Source organism: Methylovulum psychrotolerans (assembly GCF_002923755.1).
GTDB lineage: Bacteria > Pseudomonadota > Gammaproteobacteria > Methylococcales > Methylomonadaceae > Methylovulum > Methylovulum psychrotolerans.
Genome location: NZ_PGFZ01000009.1, coordinates 78,902 through 100,713, shown reverse-complemented (window position 1 = coordinate 100,713; position 21,812 = coordinate 78,902). Strand labels below are relative to the sequence as shown.

Below are 21,812 nucleotides of genomic sequence, written 5' to 3'. Positions count from 1 at the left end.
AGCTGAACAGCGTTTGGTTTTGACGATGATTGCTAAAATTCAACCTGACGATTGTGATTTTAAGCCCTATCGAATTAGTGTGAGTGAGTTGGCTGATTTTTTAGGCGTTGATAAAAATTCTGCTTATCGTGAGTGTAGGAAAATTACGAAATCTTTATTGACTCGCGTTCTTGAAATTTACGAGCCAGATCGTTTGTTACAGACAAGTTGGGTGTCGTCTGCTGAGTATGTCAATGGAAGTGGTATTGTTAATTTGAGTTTTGATCCATTGTTGAAACCTTATTTATTAAAGCTTAAGGGTAATTTTACATCCTGTAAGTTGGAAATGTTATTAAGCTTTAAGAGTCAATATACAATGCGTATGTATACGTTATTGAAACAATATGGGTGGAGAAAAGAGCGTGAAATAGAATTGCATGAAATACGCGAAATATTGGGTTTAAGGAAAGATTTATATACTGAGTATAGCAATTTCAAGCTTAACGTTTTATTGCCAACTCAAAAAGAACTCTCAGAGAAATCAGATTTAACTTTTGAGTTTGATGAAATTAAGAACGGTCGTCGTGTTGGAGCGATACGTTTCCTAATATCACCCAAACCCGCGTCGGCTCCATTATTGCCTAGTGATGAAACTCATGATGATAGAACTTTTACTCCTGAACCTAGTGCTGTTGACAGGCTTTCTGATCTTTCAGTCCAAGACCTATTGTTGCTTGTTCCTCAGCAGCACCGAAATAAAAAAACAGTGTTCACAGCTTTAGAGGTTTTTAGCAAAAGGCATGGTTTTGACTACGTCAAGCGCAATATTTTGTATAGCAACGCTAAGGCTGATAAATCTTACGCCGGATTTTTAAATAATGCGCTTAAGGCGGATTGGGGTTACGATTGGGATTTGGAACACAATGCATTACCTAAAAACAAAGCGCTAGAGGTATGGGAACGAAATGGATTTGCGAGCAGTAGAGAATATGACAATTTTATGTATAAAAAGCAAATGGCGAATTATGGCTTAGTCATTGAATAGTAACGTATCTTCTAAATTAATCGATAATTTATTCCATCAACTTGTGGGTATAAAAAACGCCCGCCACTGCTGGCCGAAATGGCCTCCACTATGCCCCGCTCAATTGTGGTATCCGCCAGCTCCGGCCACGTCCAATGGCTGATATGTTCGAGCGGAGCCTTACACGCCAACAGCCGACAATTTGTTCCGCGTCAAAAACGCCGGGATTGCCTGGTCAGGTTATGTCCGACATCAATAGGCTGACGGCTTCCCGCAATAACGTTGGCTACCCGTCCAGCTTGTCGAAGTCGTCACATAAACCGCACTCAACATCATCGCCCATATCGCAAAAAGAACACTTCTTCTCGCCGCAATGCGGACAACGGCGCAGTTCACCGTTATAGTCATCAGCATCACATCCAGGACACCGTTCCTTGTCAATTTCTATTTTTGACCAACAATTTGGGCAATAATGTGTCCATGGGTCGTTAGGATCATAATGCCAGCCCGATGCGGCCATAGTCGTTTCAATGCGATCGGGATCATCTATATCTAACGTTTGGCAACAACTGAATCCATCACATTCTGCCGTTGTTTTTATCGTCATTTCTTGCTTCCTGTTTTTTTCAGTTTATCGAACGCTGTAATACATTTTAATCCCATTCCCAACAAGCTTTCTTGTCGACAAATCAATAAAGGGTAATATTATCGGATATATTTCGAAATTTTGATATTAGTAAAAGCAGAAGTGGCTTGTCTGGTCGAATTATGCCACTTTTTTGATACTTTTCAGTAAAACAAAAAACGCAAATATTGATTACAATATATCCATATTCATCCCAAATGTGGATTTTAATTTTCAAATGTTTTATTGCCGATATGGATTTAAAAACTCAATACGACCAACAAATTCAGCGTAACTTGTTACAGCAGCTGATTCCCGTGCAGTCTTATGATGACGAATCCAGGTTCTTCTACTTGGAAGACGGTCACTTAGGGTGGGGTTATATTAGCTCTCCTCTGCAAAGCGGAGATGATTCGGTCATCCAGCGGATGAACGTGCTGTTTTCCTTCGATTACCCCCCAGATAGTTTTATCCAAGTTTTGTTAATGGGTACTCAAGATATCCAGCCTAGGTTAAGGGCTGTTCAAAATATCCGCAAAACGAGAAACCCCGAATTGAAACAATCGTTAAGGAACCGCATCAAAATGCTTAATGAAGCGACTAAGCGTCCTATCGACCCAAATGCCGTTGCGTATATCCGGGAATTCAAGATTGTCTTCACCGTTAAGATTCCCTTGAAAGATAAAAAAGGCTTGCCGACGGAAGACGATATGAGGCGCGGCAATGAACTTAAACTTTCATTTGAACAGACGCTCAAGTCCGCCGGGTTGCGCCTAGTTCCGATGGATGCCGAAAGTTATCTCCGTCATATCGGGCAAATGCTACATTGGAAACCCACCGCGGATTGGCGTGGTGACGAGCCTTGTTATGATGAAACGTTACCGATTAACGGGCAGATTAGCGAGCACGATGATCGGATAGAGGTGAAGAAGAACGGTGTTTTGCTGGGTGACAAATGGCTACGGATACTTTCACCCGGCCGTTTGCCCAAAACAATGAGCCTGCAAAATATGCGCCGATTGATCGGTGACCCCATGAACGGCGTTAGAGGGATACATGGCAATTTCTACATCAGCCTGAATATCAATATTCCTGACAGTTCCAAAGAAAAGCAAAAAGCCGAAAAAGAACGCACAACCATCAATTATCAGGCATTCGGCCCGATGATGAAATTTAACCCAAAGTTGGCATTTAAAAAAGAAAGCGCGGACTTGTTATATGAATCGACTAATGACGGCGACCGGGTGGTCAGGGTTATGCTGTCCATCGGGTTGTTTGAAGATAACATGGAAAATAGTGAGGCGAGGCTGACGGAGGCACGCGCCTATTTGAGCGAAATTGGCTGGAACATGAAGGAGGACAAATACATCGTGTTGCCCATGTTGGTGAATGCGTTGCCTTTCTGCGTCGATCCACAGGCCGTTGAGTTTTTGCAACGGTACAAACGGATGGGTTCAAAGCATTGCATTGAATTTATGCCGATTTTAGCGGATTGGGCAGGCACTGGCACCCCTCAAATGACGTTTGTGTCCCGAAGCGGCCAGTTGATGAACATGAGCATTTTTGACTCCCACACCAACTACAACACCTGCATCGTCGCTGCATCCGGTTCCGGCAAATCCTTTTTGACGAACGACATAATAACGTCCCATCTCAGCTCTGGCGCAAAATGCTGGGTCATCGATGTGGGGCGTTCTTATGAAAAATTGTGCAACACGATTGGCGGGGATTTTGTTGAATTTGGTGAGGATAGCCAAATATGCCTAAACCCGTTCCAAATTATCGATAATTATTCCGAGGAATCGGACATGTTAATCGGCATCATCGTATCAATGGCTTCAATGGATGATAGGTTGAGTGATTTGCAGCAAGCACGCCTTCGGGCGGTGTTAAAGGAACTTTGGGATGAGCATGGCAAATCACTCATCATCGACCAAGTTGCAGATAAATTGCGTAATGATAATGACAGCCGCGTAATTGATATGGGTGACCAGCTTTACGCGTTCACCAGTAAAGGCGAGTACGGGCGTTTCTTTAATGGCACCAACAATGTCAGTTTTAACAACCCATTCACCTGCCTAGAGCTGGAGGAATTGAAAGGGCGTAGCCATTTGCAACAAGTCGTGCTGTTGATTTTAATCTATCAAATCCAACAATCCATGTATTTGGGCAACAGGGATCAATGCAAGCTGTTGTTTATCGATGAAGCTTGGGATTTACTGTCTAAAGGCAATATTGCCAAATTTATCGAAACCGGCTACCGCCGGTTCCGTAAATATAATGGTGCGGCCATCACAATCACCCAATCGTTAAATGATCTTTACAGCTCCCCATCCGGGGTCGCTATTGCCGAGAATTCTGCCAATCTGTATTTGCTATACCAGAAACCGGAAACAATCGAAACGATTAAGCGGGAAAACCGGCTAATGATCGGTGAGGGCGGATTTGAATATCTTAAATCTGTGCACACCGTGACAGGCCATTATTCAGAAGTCTTCTTTAGGACCGATTTCGGTTTGGGTGTCGGTCGTCTGATTGTGGACCCTTTTACTAAATTGCTTTATTCCACCCACCCTAATGACATCAGGAAAATTAAGGCCAAAACCCTTTTAGGGATGAGTACGGCTGATGCCATAGAATCCATATTGGCCGAAGAAAACGCGGCTTAACTTTATAGAGGCAAACAGATGACGGAAATTAATACCCCCCCCCAATCCCCGGACAAAGGGGCGGAAAGACAGCGTGTCAACAGCATGTTTTTAAACCAATATCGGGGCGATGCTGTTGTTGTACCGATAAGACTGGGAGCAACGGAGATTACCCGGGCTTACCGAAAACATTTTGATGGTGTTTCACGCTCATTGTTTTATATTCGGTATTACTGCGCAGCACTGAATAACACGAACATGGAGCAAGAGATTTTGAATGGTGTCATTGCATTGTTGGATCAGGCTGCGCAAGCAATGGAACATAAAAATGAGGTGGCTGACAATTTACTCAAGGAGATTGAGGTAACCATTAAAAAAGGTGTCAATCAAACAAACATAAACGCATTTGTCATAGACCCGCTCGCAAACCGTTATTTAAAGCTCATTGCGGCGGCAGATGACCTGGCCCGTAAATATAGGGCGTTATGGATGGCGATGGCGATAGACGATAAACAAAAAACCCAGGCGATGAACGAGACAGTCAATGTCTTACGGCAAGTTCACAGCAAGAGCACCCAGATTAGTTTAGGGTTAAGGGACAGGGTATCGCCAAAACAGTCGAAAGTAGACGACACGGGGATTAACAACGAAGCTGAATTGGCAGGAAATGATGAGTTTCAGGATGACTTAGAAATTGAAGGGGAGAACGTGTGAAATTTCGCCCCTTCATCCTAATTTGGGCTTTATCCTCTTTAGGGATTGGTGTGCTGGCGCATGCCGATGAAGGGATGGGTCAACCATTTTTTGGTGTTTCGGATGAGAGGGTAAAAGCGACCCAATTGCAGCCTTCCGCTTTCTATCAGCAAAAGGAACGGGGATGGTTTTGGTATGAAGACCCTGAAGAAGAACCTGTTGAAGAAGAACCTGAAAGTAAACCGCTGCCAGAAATAAAACCGCTTAAGCCAGAAATGGCGGAAAAAAAGGATTTGCCGCCTGTTAAACCACTGTCTTCAGAATGGTTCAGGGCGAATTTGACTAGATTCCGTGATCAGGCTGTCGATGACCCAACCCCTGAAAATGTGTCTCAGTATATGTATTTGCAACGGGTTATGCTCGACAAGGCTGAACGGTTCACTGATGTAACTAAACAAGTGGTGATGGCCGATCCCCTACTTGATGAGAATAGCCGCCGGCCTATTGCAACCTTCGGTGCAAATGCACTGGATGAGCAGGCAGAATTAGGGTTGGCGAAAGTTGCTAAGCAGCTTTCTAAAGAAGCAGGGCTTTGGTTCTTTTACAGCAGCACCTGCACATTTTGTATCAAGCAGGCAGGCGTTTTGAAAGGGTTGGCTAATGCTTACGGTTTTAAAATTCTGCCAATTGCCTTGGATGGTTTGCCGTTGCCCGATAATTCGTTTCCGAATTTTACGGTGGACAACGGCCAGAGCAAAAAATTGGGGGTCGATACTACGCCGGCGTTGTTTCTGGTTAAACCTGGCAATAACGGCGATGTGATCCAGATAGGGCAGGGGCTTTTGTCGGGGGATGATATTGTTAAAAGGGCAGTGGTGTTGGGTTATCAGCATGGTTGGATAGGCGATGCAGATTATAACGGTACCTTAAAAGCCAAACCTATCACCGTAGACCAAACCACACTACAAATGCTTAATGACGATGACCTTAACAGTCCTGGCGTGCTGGTCAGTAGAATTAAGGAAAACCTTAGGACACAGCAGCGGAAATTAAGCCAGTGAAAGTGCTATTAGGACACGATGATTATTTGTTAACCAAAGGTCAAAACCAAATTGTAGCGTGTGACTACAACCGTTTGGTGAACGCCCATATTTTGGTTATGGGCAAAACTGGCATGGGTAAAACTACAACATTACATAATATCATCAGTCAATTGAGAGGTTTTGGCGGTGATATCCGAGTACATGTATTTGATGTCCATGGTGACATTAATTTGCCAGGCGCCAGCTCATTCCGCTTCTCTGAAGCTACAGAGTTTGGGTTGAACCCTTTTGTGGTTAGTTCAGACCCCCATTTTGGCGGTGTCAGAAAGCGCGTCCAAGATTTCATTGCCACGATTGGGGGCACTCAGGCTATCGGCGCACGGCAAGAAGCTGTCATGCGTCACTTGGTCACGGATTTGTTCGCAGCCAATGGGTTTTTTGCGGACAACCCTAAATCATGGGTATTGGACGATGGTTTCCAGCGTAAATATCCCAAACGTTATCCGACGATGGACGATATGTGCCGTTTTGCCTTCGGAAAACTCAAACAGTTAATTATTGGCAGCGATAGCCAGTCAGGAAGGGCGCTGGAAGAACTCAACAAAACCACGTCAAAACTATATAGGCTATCAAAAAAGCTAGTCGCTTCCGATATGCAATCGAGTGAGTTATTGATGGAGCAGTCGGTTAAACATCGTGCGGACGCATTGAGGCTTTACCAAAACTACATTGAAAACATTGAAACCGGTAAAGAGTTGGATGATTTTATCCGATACGAATCCAGAGAAGTTTTGAAATCGGTGGTAGACCGTTTCGAGAATCTGAGGGCAAGTGGAGTTTTCAAGAATCAGGCGCCGCCCTTTGATCAAAATAACCCGATTTGGCGGTATGACATCACCGCTTTGCGTGAAGATGAAAAACGCTTGTTTGTTGAGTTCCGTTTACAAGAGCTGTTTGGGTTGGCACAAGAAAAAGGCGCTCTTATCCAAGGTGAAGCAGTGCTACGTCATGTTTTTATCATTGACGAGGCGCACTTATTTCTTCGCGAGGACAGTCACAACATCATAAACCGGATAGCGAAAGAAGGCCGAAAGTTTGGGTTGGGGCTTGTATGTGCTAGTCAATCGCCGACGCATTTTTCTGAGGATTTTTTTGCTAATGTTGGAACCAAGATCGTTTTAGGCGTTGATACTATGTATTGGGATAACTTGGTTAGGAAAATGAAAATTGATGCGGGCACTTTAAAGTACATTCGGCCATTCTCAGTCATGGGTGTGCAGATGAACAATAAGGGTGAGCCAAAATCGCCTTTTATTATGGTGAGGTTGGCCGATTGCCGGGAAAGAGGAGGCGTAGGCGGTAATGTCTAAGCGTTTATTTGGTTGGCTGGGGTTTTTATCAAAGCACCGCCCGGAGCCTGGCTCGCAGAATCTTAATCAGGAAGATGCTCGATACCCGGCATTCTCGAAAGGTATAGCCGTCGAACCCATCGAAAAGATAATGGATAGACAACGGGAACTGATCCAACAAATTGTCCAATCCAGAGGTTTAGCGGGCCTTCATAATCGCCGCAAGGCGGAAGAGCAGATTATCTCGCCTATTAAGCATTTTGCGGAGTGGGTGCATTTGTTGCCCGCTTCAGATAACAGCTATTTCAAAGGGGAAGGCGGGTTGTTCAGGTTTGGGTTGGAGAGCGCATTGTTTTCGATACGCCACGCGGAGAGGAGCATTTTGACGCGGGTGACACCGGAAGAGCGGCGGGAAGCCGAGCGTATTTGGACGCACGCGGCATTTCTGGCCGGACTGGTCAGCGAATCGGTGCTGACGCTGTCTAAAATGAACGTTTATTCGGAGAATGGGGACACTTGGCATCCTGGGGTCGAGCCGCTGTACCAATGGTTAATGCGCAACAGAGTCAAAAATTATCATATACGCTGGTTGGCGACGGTAGATTCTGCGATGGCCACCGCTATTGCCGCAAAGACAATACAGCAGGAGCAGGCCGCTTTATTGGCTAAAGGTGAGAAATCGGTATTACCGACCTTAATGTCGGCTATCCAGAATCCTTATGATGGCTCTAATCAGATTGTCGCTATTGTCAGGACGATCCGACTCAAGCTGATCGACAAAGATTTGGCCGAAGACCCGACAAATTATGGTAAGCCCTTGTCAGGGATGCACTTGGAGCCGTGGTTGATTGATGCCATGCGACATATGATAGTTAATCGGCATTGGTTAGCCAATACGGAGACAGGACGTATATGGTATGGATTGGATGGTCTGTATTTGGTATGGCCTTTGGCGGCGGCGGATATTAAGGAGGAGTTGCGAAAAGCCAAATGCCCGTTCGTGCCAAAAACCACGGAAATCATTGCGGAAATGATGTGTGAGGCTGGAATTATCGACCAAAATGAAGCGGTCGGCGGTTACATTTTTACCATAGGCATACCGCAAGCCAGTAACAAACTGAAACCAATTTCTGCGATCAGGATAAGGCGGAAAGAAATACTGCTGTTAGACGAGTCTTTTGCCCATATTGGCATACAGCTTTTGTTTAACGGTAATGTGGCTGATGTGCAGGATATTAGCATTGGAAACAATAATTGGAATAGTGAAGTTGAGAGAGTAGCTGATGCCAATGCAGATTTAGTTGATTTCAGCGCAGGATCGGAAAACCACGAGTACGACGCCGATTATGCCTCGCAATATGAGGACGGTGATCAAGTTAAGTCTAATTTAGATGATGATAAGGATCACACTCTGGTAGGCAAAAGTGTCCAATCATTGGACACTTTTGGCGGTATCCTGACTTTTCCGATAGTTGAAGAAAATGTTATGGCAGATAGCGGCGATAACATGGCGTTGCTGAATGAAAAGGATAAGGCCTGGATCGACAATTTATTCGGCGATGTTAATGATGATCTTAATACTGGGGATTCAAGTGCCGAAAAAGGGTCTGACTATATTCATAAGGAATTGAAGGATATAACCCCTCATAACCAAGAAGCGTTATTAAAATTACAGTATCCAATGGTGATACAAAAATTGAGGACGTTAAAGAAAGAATTTATTGAGGTCACCACTGATGGTAATACCAAAATTAACGTGCAAGGGTTAACTAAAATAAAAATGGACATCCAAGATTGCCTGGAAGTTTTGGTGGCATCCAAGGAGTTGGTGTTGATTGATGGGGAGAAATTAATGATTGAGACGAAAGGCAATAAAGACATCCGTTATTTTTTGGTGAAAGGGAATATTCAACATGGCTTATGACCCTTATATCCGTAAACCTTATGAATTTTATGTGGCGGCATGTTGGGGTGTTGCCTCGGCAATCTCTTTGTCGGGATATTTTATTTTGCCTGGCGGGGAGTCGATGCTGATCCCAAGCCTGTGGTTCGGATTGCTGGCCATGCTGTCTATGGCCAAAGGATTCGGGTTGTTAGGTAGGGGAAGGTTCGGCAAGATGTTGACCTTCATTAAAGTTAAAGCCATGTTAAAAAAAGTGAAAAAAGATCGGATGTGGTTTGGTTGGGGGTTCGATTGGAATCCGACCCACACCCAACGGGCGGTTGACACTATGATGTCCGGGAAACAATTGAACGGGACTAACGAATATCCAGGAAGCCCTTGGATACATGGGCTTAACGATAACAAGGAGGAAGAAATCCAAATCCCGCTGCAATCCTTGGAAGGCCATACGGTTATGTTCGGAACGACAGGTTCCGGCAAAACCCGTGCTTATGAAGTCATGGTCACTCAAGCTATTCACCGTGGCGACACAGTTATCATGCTCGACCCTAAAGGTGATAAAGAGTTGCGCGAACGAATGGAAATGGAATGCAAAAGGGCGGGGAGAAATGATGCTTTTCTGTTTTTCCATCCGGCGTTTCCTAAATCTTCTATTCGTTTTGACCCTATGCGCAATTTCACCCGTACCACAGAAATCGCCTCGCGGATCGCGGCGTTGTTGCCGTCACAGTCAGGAGGTTCCGACGCTTTCACCGCGTTTGCGTTTCGGGCGTTGAATTTGGTGGCGCAAGGGTTGGTTGAAGTTGGCCGGCGACCTTCCATCAAAGAACTACGCTTTTTTATTGAAGGAGGCGCTGAATCTTTGCTGATCAGTGCAATGGAATGCCATGCCGAGCGAGTTGATCCGCAATGGCGTGACAGTGCCGAGGAGTATTTTAAACGGGCTCAAGAAGGGAAAATCAAAAAAATGGAGACTATCACACAGCCCAAAGATTTGGCTACTATCGAGTATTACCGGAAAGTTCTGAGCAACACAGACAAAGGTTCTGAAGGTATTGATGGCCTGTTGAGTTTGGTTGAACACAACCGGATGCACTTTTCCAAGATGATTGCTTCGCTCATTCCTGTGCTGAACATGCTCACATCAGGGGAGTTGGGTGAATTGTTGTCGCCTGATGAAGCTAATGTGGGAGATATGCGCCCGATTTTTGATACCTCGACCATCATATCAGGTAAACATGTCATTTATATTGGCCTGGATTCGTTGTCAGACGCAATCGTTTCCTCTGCGATCGGGTCAATTATTTTGGCCGATTTTGCTTCGGTTGCCGGAGCAATCTATAACAGCGGAAACAAACCAGGCCGTATATCCATGTTTGTGGATGAGGCTGCGGAAGTGGTGAATGTCCCTTTTATCCAAATCCTGAATAAAGGCCGTGGGGCAGGTTTTCAAGTAGTTATGGCAACCCAGACACTGCCGGATTTGATTGCACGGACAGGAGACGAAGCAAAAGCAAGGCAAATTATTGGTAACTGTAATAACTTGATCACGCTACGGATTAAAGACGGGGATACCCAGAAGTTTGTGGTGGAGACCTTCGGTAAGACATATGTCCAAACTGTCCAGCAATCCATCGGGACATCAATAAATTCCGGTGATAACCTGGCACATTTTTCCGGGAACTCGGGGCAATCTTTGAATTACGGCGAATATGATCTCTTCCCGCAACACCTGTTAGGCCATTTGCCTAACTTTCACTATATTGCGGCCATCGCTGGTGGCCGTGTCATTAAAGGCCGACTACCCATAATTACTCAATAAATTTATGCAAGCACAAGAAAATACAATTATCCGTGAAATTAGAAATCCCGAAGCGCCGCCAAGGGCATCAGAACAGTTACGCGCAACTTGTAGAAAAATAAGAAAGCTAGAGGCTTCCAAAAGATTGTTTAACAATTGGCCAAATTTAAGGACAGCATCGTACAATTTAGTGAGCTTTCTGACGATATACTGGCCTGACCCTCTCAATAGAAACGAAAGTTTGCTGGTAGCCTGCCTTCAAAACGTATTTGAAATGACGGAATCTCTTTACAGAGAAAAAACGGATCATATTGAAATACAAAAGGCTTTTATTAATAAAGTCGCTGATGAATTAGCTCTATCAATGGAGTATTCATTAATGGTGCGGTCAAAAACGCTCTTGGTACATCATGAAGTTAATCAAGAGTTCCTTTCCGAACGGATACGCCAAAAGGAAGTGCATTCATTGACGTGGACAAGAAGCGTTTTGAAACAAGGTAACGCACAACATAAAATGATTTGTGCGGCAAAAGTATTCACTCTTAGTGAATTAGAATTGGCGGGGTTGATACACTGATGGCTAAACACATTATGATTTGGTTAATGGTCGTGTTTTTTACCCCCTTGTTTTTGCCCTATATTATGAGTCCTAAGCTCATGTCCGGGTTTATCCGTGACGATTATAAAGCGGCTGTACAAATTCTGGGTGACAAACAAGAAATCAACCATTCCTTGGTAGGGATATATAAACGGAACCTACAAGTGGTTACCCAATTCGTCAATGAGTTTGAAGGGAGGTACGATGACTCTGACGAATTCCGCTACAGCGGTGACGGTATTGGCGAGACACTAGCCGACATTCCTAACCAATGGGTTGGGGCTGTTAAGCTTGAAGTGTATAGCATGGCGTTGCGCTTGGTGATTATGTCGAAATGGCTGTACTGGTTAGCCCTGCCCATGTTGAGCGCCATTATTGCCGGTATTTATGAACGTAAGCTCAAGGCTGAGACATTCAGCGCTTCTGTACCACCTATTTACAACACAGCGATACATGCACTGATAGCCATGTCGTTCCTTTTTATATTGTGGATATTATGCCCTTTACCATTGCCGCTAATGATTGTGCCGGGGTTGTCGACATTGGCAACCATGTTCATTTCAATTGGTATCACACATTATCCCAATTATTGAGGTTTCTTTTTCGATGCGAAATTATTTAAGCGGTGAATTCAAGTCATGAGTTATGTCCACTTGAATTATATCACTTTTTTGATACTTATTGATAAGACATAAAGCCTATATTTTGGTTATCATTTCTCCAGTAAATTCATCAGGCTAAACGTTGTGTTGGCCTTAATTATATCTGTGTGGTGAGCATGAAAAAATCAATTTTATGGACTGTATTGGCTATTTTTGGCGGTACAGCTGGGGGATATTTGGCAGCAAGCCAAACCGCTGTACCAGCACAACTGGCAGTAGTCGATATCCAATCGCTAATCAAAAGTTCGACGGTAAACGGACAAACCGAAGCTGATGCCAAAGCATTGACCGCACGTATCAAAGCGGCCACTGCTAAGCTGGTGGCCCAAGGTATGATCGTGATTGACTCTCAATCTGTTATTGACGCACCGGAGGAAGCTTATGTTGCAGTTGAATGAGTTAGCCGTAACAGTATGGCGACGGACACAGGCATTCATGCCAAAGTTGCTTAGGCATATACGCCTACATGGTTTGGCTTGGGTATTATTGGTAGCTTTGGCTTCTGTTATTCAGGCCAATTACAGGATTGCGATCAATCGTACCCCAAGCCTTCCCTATAGCGTTTATGTGATTTGTTTGAATGATACGGTTGAACCGGGCGGTTTCATCGCTTTCTATTGGGATAATGGCAAGCCTTACCCTGATGGGACAGTTTTCACTAAACGCCTTCTCGCCGCAACAGGCGACAAAGTGACGAAGCATGGTCGTAATTTTATGGTGGGTAATTTTACCCTGCTCGGCAAAGAGTATGGCATGACTGGCCGCAAGCTATTTCCAAACGATCAATTGCAGGAAGGCGACAACATCATCCCGGCGGGCAAATACTTCGTTGCCGGTGATCACGAATACAGCCTGGATTCCCGTTACAGCCTACTTGGCCTCGTCGACCGAGAGGAGGTGATTGGCCGTGCCTATCCTATTTTCTAAAACAAGACTCTTTAGTTGTCTGGTTCTCCTACCCGTAGCTCTGTCGTCTTCTTGGGTTTTTGCATTTGATCCTGTAGACGACATTTTTTTAAAAGGTCTGGCTGAACAGCAACAACATATTATCTCGTCCCGACACGAGCTTCCAGATTGGTTGAAACCCAAACCACTCCAACTAGACCCTCTCTTTGCACAACAGCTTCGGAAAGGCATTACCAGTACGTCCCCCAGCGCAGCGGGTGCCAGCCTGAAGGCTACACATGAAGGCCACTGGATTTTTGTTTCCTTTGGGATGCCTGTGGAAGAACTGAAGGCCGCTGCCAAGGAAGCATCTGAATCCGGTGCTGCCTTGGTGTTCAGGGGCGTTGCGGAAGGCGAGAATACCGGGCAGTTGGCGAACCGCCTTGCGGATGCTATCAAAGGCATTAAGCCCATTCCAGGGGCAATCATAGACCCATTGTTGTTCAACAAGATGGCGGTATCAACAGTGCCGACAATGGTGTCAGTCGATGCACAAGGCCATACCCGCCGAGTCCGTGGCTTGCCCGGCTTTAATTGGCTGGACAGGCAGGATGAAGGTGACTCTGGACAAAAAGGCCCCGTATACGCCATCAGCGAGTCGGATATGATCGGCGAAATCAAACGCCGGATCGCAACGACGGATTGGGAAAAACAAAAACATGATGCGATGGACAATTTCTGGAAAGGCCAAGGGGAAGGTCTGGATTTGCCCAAGGCAAAAACTGACCGGGAACGTTTGATCGACCCGTCATTGACGGTCACCCAAGACATTTACCACCCGGACGGGCGGCTGATTGCCGCAAAAGGCCAGAAAATGAACCCACAAACACTATTGCCGATGCGGCAGGTTTACATCGTTTTTGATGGCACCCAAAAGGAACAAATTGATTTGGCCAAGAAACTCGGCGAAGTGGCGGCAAGAAAAATGAAACCGGTGGTGTATCTGTTTTCTAAACTGGACCACAAAAAAGGCTGGGAACAGTATAACGTACTGGCGGGTAAAATGGGGGCTCCCGTCTACCAGCTCAACAAAGCCTTGATGAAACGTTTTCAAATTGAAGCGTTGCCAACAGTCATTGAAGGTAATGGGGATAGGTTATCGGTCAGGGAAATTGGCGGTGGGGTAGTGCCATGAAACCTAGTTGCGAAGATATTCTTAATAATCCTTTTGCGTCGTTCTGGATTAAAAGCGCACTACGTTGTGCGCTTGATCGTGACCCCGTTGATGCGTTGAATGATGCGGAACTGTTAGTCAGTGCCCTTCAAGAAAATATTGCTTCGCGGCTTCCAACAGACGGAACGCTATTATTTATGAAAAATATAAAGGATTAATATATGCGTAAACTATTGAACCGACTACGATTATTGATGATAACAGCCATATTTCTGTTGTCATCTACCAGCATTTATGCGGATACATCGACTACGGACAGCAGTAAATTACTTTGTCCAGATGCTAATTTTTGGGGCAAAGGTATGCTGACCGACATTTGTTGGTCTTGTATGTTCCCGATCCGCCTATTAGGTACTACGGCATTTGACGGTGACAATTTTGTGCCGGACGGGGCATCTAACGAAGCTCTTTGCTCCTGCCAGGGTAAGGATGGCATCCCGTCATTTGGTGTGACTGCCGGGATGTGGTTGCCGGCACGTTTGGTGGAGGTGGTCAGGAAACCCTATTGCTCACCTGTGATGGGCGGCATATCGTTCAATAACAGTGTCCGGCTCTGGGGTGGTGTTAAGGAAATCGAAGATGACGGTTCCGACAAGACTTTCTATAACTACCATTACTGGGCATTTCCGTTGTACGCCATCTTGGATTTGTTCGTACAGACCAACTGCAACGCCGGTGGGCTTCGTAACTTGGACATGATGTACCTGTCCGAACTCGACCCGACATGGAACGTCGACGAGCTGGCGTTTTTCCTGAATCCCGAAGCGGTGATCTTTGCCAACCCCTTGGCCTTGGCGGCCTGCACGATAGATTGTGCCAAGACGACTGTGGACAAACCAATGACATCGCTATGGTGGTGCGCCGGGTGCTGGGGCAACCTCTATCCGTTTTCAGGCAATATCGCTTCCGATGGTTCTGCGCCCAGGGACACCAGCCTGTTGACCGCCAGGATATTGTCCAGCCTACACCGCAAAGCTTTGGCTCATAAAACCTACGGTGATGATGCCTTATGCGGCGGGACTATTTATCCGATGTTGCCCAAACAGCAATACAAGCTCAGCACGATGTTTCCGGTAGCGGAATCGGAGGGGCGGTGTTGCCATTCGATTGGAGAATCTTCGTTCCGGTGGGGCGAACATCGCACCCTGCCGGGAGTGGGGGAAGATTATGTATATCTGGTGTGGCGTTATACGGATTGTTGTCTATCAGGTGGCGATTAGGGGGGAGCTATGTTTAATTTAAACGCCAACTTCGTGGCGCAACGCCTCAATCGCCCATTGGTTAAGGCTTTTACCGACGGATTGTGCTTTCACCAAAGCCGCGGCGTGAAGTTCGGGAGGAATCCGCAACATCAGCTTGCCGCTGGCAGATTTTTGCGGGTCTTTGCCAATGGCCGCACAATCTGCCAAGTAAAAATCGATGGCATTGTGGAAGTCCTGAGTCAATTGCGCAACGGTTTCGCCTTCGAAGGTAATGCTGTCGTTGATGCCCAGCACTTTCCCCCAAAAAATGCCGTCACGCTCATCAAATTCGATGCGTGCCGTGTAACCCTGATAAGTCATGCTGTTCATGGTCTGATTCCTTGCGCCTCAAGCCACAGGCGGATTTCTTCTATTTGGTATTTTTTAGCTTCTTTGCCCGGATGCGGCCGGTGCGCGTGTTTGACCGAGCTGCCTAAGTGTAACGCCACCCGCGAACCGTCGCCTTCACGCACCGAGCCGCCCAGTGCCACCACCAAGTTTTCAATATCGGAAAAACGCGAGGAGGGTGTATGAAAGCAATTGCTAGTTTATTAATCATTTGTCTTGCGAATAACAGCGTGGCCAGCGTCTACCTTGCCACCAGCGTGCTTTTTTTTACGCCGTTTTCCGCCATAGCAGATGTGTTCATTGATAAAGCGGAATCTGGTAAAGCATTGGGCGGCTCGCTACGCTCCGGTTTTGTCCTGCCTGAAATGGACGCGGCTTCGGGGACGATGACCCTAAAGAACGGCGCGGCAAACGGACAAACCGTCCAACAAAACGAGCTGTTCCAGGAAATTATACCCGGTTCTATGGATGCCGCCGTCACTGCTTACGGAAACAGTGACGCCATGAGTACGCATATCAACGACAAACTGGATGAACTTGGATCATCTGGTACCAACCACGGGATAGCTTACCAGACCTTGTTGGGGGCGAACACCGCAATGCCTAATATGAAGAACGACCCGCTCTGGCAAACTTCAGATAATGTGCTGGGACAAAAGAGTTCTGACATCAACGATAAGTTTACGGGTTGCCAAAAGAATTCTACTTATAATGAAAAATCGTGTTCGGTTCATGTGAAAGACTTGAAGACGTGCAAGAAAGCGGCAAAAGCCGAACAATGCAAGGTAACTAGAAATGTCACTTATAGTCCGGTAATCCGTATGGGATCGGGTGACGGTAGGATGGCGAGTTGTGGGGTAGGTTGCACGTATTTGTATACGGGTACTGTTGGCGATAACTACTGGCACGGTGGAGAATGCACAGTTTTTACCTGGACAGCCAGTTTTATCGTTTCACGCCCGGATGCCATCCGTAACGTTATCATTGACAACGTTCAATATGATGACCAGACTCGGATTTTTCTTAATGAAGATTTAGTTTATACCGGTGCGGCTGGATACGGCACCAGCGGTGGATGTGATTTTCATAGAAGTTTGAATGAGAATCCAGCCAAGGATATAACGGCGGCGTTCAAAAATGCAGCGGTCGGCGGTACGGTGACGGTTAGGCAGGAAACGCGGGTAGGGGGAAATGGTGAAGGCTTTTCCCGGTTAAAAGTGTTGGCGGCTTTAGACATCACCGAGCAGTTCACCGACTCGCCAGTAGGTTGTCGAGAACGGTTATCAAATTCTTGGCCACCTAACGGCCAGCCGCCCGATTGGACAAGGACGGGCGTTTTGGAAGACCAGGCTTCAACTGATTGGTGGCAATGTCTGGATGCCGCTCATGAGCGATCATTTGGTGGGGTACTGGTATCGACTAGCCAGCCTGAAACGTTGAGCAGCTTTGGTGACATTTTGCCGGAACCGGTGGCTTCACCGCCTGCACCGATTTGCTACAGTGCAGAAACTCGGATGCCTAGCCATGTGAAATTGCCCTGTTTCACTGACCTTGGCGGTTATCAGCAATGCCCGGAATATGATTACAATATCGATACGCACGACAGTTGTGAAAGTTTTGCTGGTAGGCCGCAGTGCGGTTATGTGGGTGAGCAGTGTGCCGATGGGGCGTATAACCCGATAACCGGAGCTTGCCAAGAATTTATCGTCACTTATGACTGCGGCGCCACTCAATCAATGAGCTGTGGGCTGGTAAAAACGACTGATAAGACCATTTGTGACAGTGAAATCCGCTGTATAGGTGGCGAATGCGTCGATCCAGCTGAAGAGTCTAGCCGAGACTTCACGCGGGTCGCCGCCGCACTACAAACGCTGAATCAAGCACAACAAAGCAATGGTTGCGATGTCAGCACTGGAACTTGTAAGTTATTTGAAGGCGAGGCTTTGTCTTGCCAGATGGCGGATTTGTCGATTCTTGGGAAAGTGGATTGTTGCAACATGCCTATAGAAGGCAGCTGGATTGACTATATGGAGTTAGGCTACAAATCGTGGTTGTTGGCTGATACTGCCGTCCAAGCCTACGCGGTCGCCGAATACGGAGGTGAAATAGTCAGCCAAACAGGGGCTTGGACTTTGGCGACCGAAGGCACAATATTTTCTGATGGGTTTACCTTAATGAAGGATGCTTACAGTGCTATTACTCAGCCGTTTACTTCGGCCTATGAGTCGGTGGTGTCGATGCTGGGGGAGAAAATAGGCACAACCATTTCATTTGAGGCTACCAAGCAAGCGGCTATGCAGGGCGTGGCCAATTGGGTATCCAGTCAAATGGGGCCAGAAGTTGCAAGATTGATGTTTGCCGAGCAAGCTGGAACAGGTTCGGCTCAAGCTATTGGTACTGTATCTGGCCTGTCGTCAATGTTGAGTTCGGTATTCACAGTTATTGGAATTGTTTACGCTATTTACAATATAGCCAAATTGGTAGTACAACTGATTTTTGCTTGCACGGAAGAAGAAGCAAAGCTCAACATGATGAAAAGCCAGAGGTTATGCACAAGCCCCACTGCAATAGGCACTTTCTGTTCTGCGGATTTTTTGGGACTTTGCTTAGCCAGGCGGGAAGCATATTGCTGTTTTAGCAGTGCTTTTGGGCGAGTGTTGCAAGAACAGGCTCGACCTCAGTTAGGCAAAAATTTTGGTACACCGCAAAGTCCTGAGTGTTCCGGCATAACAATGGATGAAATCAGCCGCCTGAATTTTGACGCGATGGATTTTAGCGAATGGATGGGGATGTTGCAGATAACAGGGCATTTGCCGAAAGACAGCGCATCGGCCGATTCAATGTATGACAAAAGGATTGTCACAAAAAGCAAATTGGGTGGTGAACACAACACCAATACCGAAGAACGATTTAAAAAACAGACAGAAGGTACTGATATTGATGATATTAGGCAACATTTGCTCGACAATTTATAGTGGCTAGAAATTGTACAATTTGAGAATTTTTTAACAAAAACAAGCTATTAAATGTATCGTCTTGCTAATTTTAACAAAGTTATCCACAGAATCTGTGGATAACTTTTTTGCTTTTTGGGGTATTGCATAATTTAGATTATGTGGATAATGGTATTTGATAGTAGAAATTAAGAAATAAGGAACATCATGAATAGTTTTAAAATATTGTATCTTGCAATCTCAATTGGAAGCATTGTGGCGTGCGCCCCAATTAAGCCATATGCCCAAAATCCATTCAATCCAACCGCTAAATTAGCGCAAACTATAGGAAAAGAGGGGGCAATCTCTAATTCTGCGGGTTTTAAGGCAGCAGGAGTGGGGTTGGCCGCAACAGAAACATCTGTTCCTGGTGCAATACCGAGCGGTGTTGGAGTTGGGATTGCCGCCGCCATGCTTTTGGGTTCCGGCGATTCAACGCCATTGAACGTGGCAAGAAATGCCAACTTCTTAGAGGTATCGATGCCGTTAAGTTATGCAACTGATGAAAGCGATGCGCAAGTAAAAATGGGAAAATTGATCGAGACGGCCATTTTTAAGGCTTTAGAATCAGACTATAAGGTTAAAGTTGAGGAATATGATGACACTTATTTATTCGGGAAAGTGCTGAGGCCGAGATGGATTCGTGTCAATGGCCCAAAATGCGAAAATTGGTCCTGCCAAATTATTGCGCCCATTTCAACGGCAAATGCTTTGCAATGGGAAGGAATAATGAAAAAAATAAGCCCTCCTAACGAAGCAGGATTTTATGCGTATGACATGTCGTTATCTAATATTCGCTCTATTGGGCTAGTTAAAATTACTAAAGAATACGAAAAGAGCGATCATCGTGTTGTCGAGGGAGTTGAATTGGATGGTTTTGATTATAATGAATTTTTTAAGCATATTTCAGAAAACTTGCCAGATTGGGTATTATTTAAAATATACCGGGATGGTAAGGGTGTTTATTCCCTTAAAAAAGGCATCGACCTGTCTATTCAACCATGAAAGGAATTAGGGCTTTAAAAATCCAACAATCGACGATGTAAATTAATATTTACTTTTATAATACACAATCATGCAACCGCCTAATATTGATATGAAAGTGCCGACTATCTTCAACAAGGGCAAGTGGGTCAATTGATGGGTTACTGTAGGTTGAAATTGGAGAATAAACAATGAATAAAACACTGACGGTGTTCGCGGTGTCAGAATCCGCGCTTGAGACGTATTGTGTTGTGCGTGTTTATTGGATGACAGGTAAGCAGCGTAAAAAAGCAGTTGATGTCCGTTTGGCGTTGACGTGTGAAAACAAGCTTGCGGCGGCTGAAGCCGTGGCTATCCGTTATTTACTGGGTGAGGCCTGTGTCTTTAATAAAAACTGTACTGGGCATAACCTTCGTATTGTGGTTGCGAAAGGTGCAATCAAGAAGCTTGGGCATAGCAAAAGCCGATTAGAGGAATTATATGATTATGGTTACCCTTTGTTGAACCGTTATATGGGAGCCAACATAATCGTGTCAAAAGACAATAGTTGGTTTCCATCTGTTGAGCAATTAGGTATTGTCCCGTGTGTCGACGGCGAAAAGCTACGCGGCCGGGAAACGTTTGAGACCAACGATAAAGGGGTGATCTCCATCACACGTCATGCGTTGGAACGTTATCAGGAGAACTGTGGCACCGTCAATCCGCAAACAACATGGAAAAGTCTGATTCAACGCTTGCAGTTCAACGCCGGCATTGAAAAAGTCGAACTACCCAAGAACGTGCTGGAGCATAAAATTGGCAAGTATGGCGAACCTCCAGAAGTATGGCGGCATCCAGATAGCACTTTGCATTTCGTATTTTGTATCAAACATGACTGCAAGGTATTGGTGACAGTCTTTGACCGTAATACAAAGTTTGATAAGGCATTCCATTCGCCGAAAGAAGCTTGGGCGGTACAGCCTAAAAAAATTATGATGTAGTGATCGTGCTGATCACTACTGTAGATTGTGGCTATTGAGGCCACCATTCCGCCCTATACGCATTTGAATTTGCCTTAATTAAAAGCCCGGTTAATGCGGGCTTTTTTATGCGCTAAACCTTAACCATATTGAAACCTGTAACTTTCGTAAGCGCGTGTCCCTACCACGTTGCCTTTTCAGGTAAATTTTGTTTAATCGCCGTTATTTGTTCGGATGTCAAAGGCAACATCATCAATGCGGCTATTCGGCCACACGGGCAGTTTTTCCAATGTTTCCTTCAGCCATGCCGCCGGGTTTAGGCCATTAAGCTTGGCCGTGCCCAGTAAGGTTTGGATTGCGGCGGCACGTTGCCCGGCACGTTCGGAACCGGCAAACAGCCAATTTTTCTTGTTATGCAAAGCTTTGCATAATAAGAATTATGCTCAGTCCGTTATTATGCTGAGTAAGTATCGGAAGTCGTCAGCACGCCTGGCTTTCCACGCTGCTGACTTTACATAATGTTAAAGACCCTCCAGGAACTTTAGAAGGTCATCCGATGGGTGATAGCGCATCTGCCCAATTTCTGGCGGTAATGCTGCTGAGCGGATTATCGACAAGCGAGTCCAGGTGAGTAAGATCCGCCAGATGGGTTTCAGTAAACATGGTTTTATCTCTATAGCAATTAAAGAAGCTACAGGAAACCACAAATTATTATGCTGAGTTAAAATCAGTCATGTGGTGCTGTAAATCGCGCCGTTATGCGGCTTCGCAGTTGACTACAGGCGAACTATGCATAATAACGGACTGAGCATAATTCTTACCCAACGCAATGGGCCGGATGCA

General features: G+C 45.6%; 20 protein-coding genes and 1 pseudogene. 17 read left to right on the top strand and 4 right to left on the bottom strand.

Going from position 1 to position 21,812, the window contains the following annotated elements; genetic code table 11:
* Positions 1-1,024: replication initiation protein (locus AADEFJLK_RS17850; protein WP_170065167.1), on the top strand; the 1,024-nt coding region annotated here is incomplete at its 5' end.
* 265 nt (positions 1,025-1,289) lie between these two features.
* On the opposite strand, the gene AADEFJLK_RS17845 is transcribed toward AADEFJLK_RS17850, so the two are convergent.
* Entirely contained in the window at positions 1,290-1,610 is a 321-nt protein-coding gene (locus tag AADEFJLK_RS17845) for a hypothetical protein (protein ID WP_103975214.1), read from the bottom strand.
* Between the two features lie 272 nt (positions 1,611-1,882).
* On the opposite strand from AADEFJLK_RS17845, the gene traC reads away from it, so the two are divergent.
* From traC to AADEFJLK_RS17780, 13 genes are all read left to right on the top strand, one after another.
* Entirely contained in the window at positions 1,883-4,297 is a 2,415-nt protein-coding gene (traC, locus tag AADEFJLK_RS17840; protein ID WP_103975278.1) for a type IV secretion system protein TraC, read from the top strand.
* A gap of 18 nt (positions 4,298-4,315) precedes the next feature.
* Positions 4,316-4,990 (top strand): hypothetical protein, encoded by a 675-nt coding sequence (locus AADEFJLK_RS17835; RefSeq protein ID WP_103975213.1) that lies wholly within the window; start codon positions 4,316-4,318, stop codon positions 4,988-4,990.
* Positions 4,987-6,030, top strand: a complete 1,044-nt coding sequence (gene traF, locus AADEFJLK_RS17830) for a conjugal transfer protein TraF (protein WP_103975212.1) — start codon at positions 4,987-4,989, stop codon at positions 6,028-6,030. Before AADEFJLK_RS17835 ends, traF begins: the two co-directional genes overlap by 4 nt.
* Positions 6,027-7,382 carry an ATP-binding protein gene (locus AADEFJLK_RS17825; RefSeq protein WP_170065166.1) on the top strand — a complete coding sequence of 452 codons (1,356 nt, stop codon included), beginning with the start codon at positions 6,027-6,029 and terminating at the stop codon, positions 7,380-7,382. Before traF ends, AADEFJLK_RS17825 begins: the two co-directional genes overlap by 4 nt.
* Positions 7,375-9,285, top strand: a complete 1,911-nt coding sequence (gene mobH / locus AADEFJLK_RS17820) for a MobH family relaxase (protein ID WP_103975210.1) — start codon at positions 7,375-7,377, stop codon at positions 9,283-9,285. The genes AADEFJLK_RS17825 and mobH overlap by 8 nt, the downstream gene beginning before the upstream one ends.
* On the top strand, positions 9,275-11,086 hold the full coding sequence (traD, locus tag AADEFJLK_RS17815) for a conjugative transfer system coupling protein TraD (RefSeq protein WP_103975209.1): 1,812 nt from the start codon (positions 9,275-9,277) through the stop codon (positions 11,084-11,086). The genes mobH and traD overlap by 11 nt, the downstream gene beginning before the upstream one ends.
* Positions 11,087-11,090: 4 nt before the next feature.
* Positions 11,091-11,642 (top strand): hypothetical protein, encoded by a 552-nt coding sequence (locus AADEFJLK_RS17810; RefSeq protein WP_103975208.1) that lies wholly within the window; start codon positions 11,091-11,093, stop codon positions 11,640-11,642.
* Entirely contained in the window at positions 11,642-12,256 is a 615-nt protein-coding gene (locus AADEFJLK_RS17805; protein WP_103975207.1) for an IncC plasmid conjugative DNA transfer DtrJ family protein, read from the top strand. The genes AADEFJLK_RS17810 and AADEFJLK_RS17805 overlap by 1 nt, the downstream gene beginning before the upstream one ends.
* Before the next feature lie 185 nt (positions 12,257-12,441).
* A complete protein-coding gene (locus AADEFJLK_RS17800) occupies positions 12,442-12,723 on the top strand; it encodes a hypothetical protein (protein ID WP_103975206.1) in 282 nt (93 codons plus the stop codon).
* Positions 12,707-13,252 carry a S26 family signal peptidase gene (locus tag AADEFJLK_RS17795; protein ID WP_103975205.1) on the top strand — a complete coding sequence of 182 codons (546 nt, stop codon included), beginning with the start codon at positions 12,707-12,709 and terminating at the stop codon, positions 13,250-13,252. Before AADEFJLK_RS17800 ends, AADEFJLK_RS17795 begins: the two co-directional genes overlap by 17 nt.
* Positions 13,233-14,405 carry a TrbC family F-type conjugative pilus assembly protein gene (locus tag AADEFJLK_RS17790; RefSeq protein WP_282957373.1) on the top strand — a complete coding sequence of 391 codons (1,173 nt, stop codon included), beginning with the start codon at positions 13,233-13,235 and terminating at the stop codon, positions 14,403-14,405. The genes AADEFJLK_RS17795 and AADEFJLK_RS17790 overlap by 20 nt, the downstream gene beginning before the upstream one ends.
* Positions 14,402-14,602, top strand: coding sequence for a hypothetical protein (locus tag AADEFJLK_RS17785; protein WP_103975203.1), 201 nt, complete (start codon positions 14,402-14,404; stop codon positions 14,600-14,602). The genes AADEFJLK_RS17790 and AADEFJLK_RS17785 overlap by 4 nt, the downstream gene beginning before the upstream one ends.
* Positions 14,603-14,638: 36 nt before the next feature.
* The gene (locus AADEFJLK_RS17780) at positions 14,639-15,664 is read left to right on the top strand and encodes a TraU family protein (protein WP_428839031.1); all 1,026 of its coding nucleotides are present in this window, start codon (positions 14,639-14,641) and stop codon (positions 15,662-15,664) included.
* Positions 15,665-15,682: 18 nt separating this feature from the next.
* Here the strand turns inward: AADEFJLK_RS17780 and AADEFJLK_RS17775 are convergent, their stop codons facing one another.
* Positions 15,683-16,015: a type II toxin-antitoxin system HicB family antitoxin gene (locus AADEFJLK_RS17775; RefSeq protein WP_103975201.1), complete on the bottom strand. Its 333-nt coding sequence runs from the start codon at positions 16,013-16,015 to the stop codon at positions 15,683-15,685.
* Entirely contained in the window at positions 16,012-16,182 is a 171-nt protein-coding gene (locus AADEFJLK_RS17770; RefSeq protein WP_211299251.1) for a hypothetical protein, read from the bottom strand. The genes AADEFJLK_RS17775 and AADEFJLK_RS17770 overlap by 4 nt, the downstream gene beginning before the upstream one ends.
* A 33-nt stretch (positions 16,183-16,215) precedes the next feature.
* Between AADEFJLK_RS17770 and traN the strand changes: the two genes are divergently transcribed.
* The 3 genes from traN to AADEFJLK_RS17755 all read left to right on the top strand — a co-directional run bounded on the left by traN (position 16,216) and on the right by AADEFJLK_RS17755 (position 20,990).
* The gene (gene traN, locus AADEFJLK_RS17765; RefSeq protein ID WP_103975200.1) at positions 16,216-19,008 is read left to right on the top strand and encodes a conjugal transfer protein TraN; all 2,793 of its coding nucleotides are present in this window, start codon (positions 16,216-16,218) and stop codon (positions 19,006-19,008) included.
* 186 nt (positions 19,009-19,194) lie between these two features.
* A complete protein-coding gene (locus AADEFJLK_RS17760) occupies positions 19,195-20,031 on the top strand; it encodes a hypothetical protein (protein WP_103975199.1) in 837 nt (278 codons plus the stop codon).
* A 170-nt stretch (positions 20,032-20,201) separates the two neighbouring features.
* Positions 20,202-20,990 carry a hypothetical protein gene (locus tag AADEFJLK_RS17755; RefSeq protein ID WP_103975198.1) on the top strand — a complete coding sequence of 263 codons (789 nt, stop codon included), beginning with the start codon at positions 20,202-20,204 and terminating at the stop codon, positions 20,988-20,990.
* Between the two features lie 191 nt (positions 20,991-21,181).
* Here AADEFJLK_RS17755 and AADEFJLK_RS17750 read toward each other — a convergent pair.
* Positions 21,182-21,379 (bottom strand): annotated as a pseudogene (locus AADEFJLK_RS17750) (transposase domain-containing protein); the annotation flags it as partial.
* Positions 21,380-21,812 lie beyond the last annotated feature (433 nt).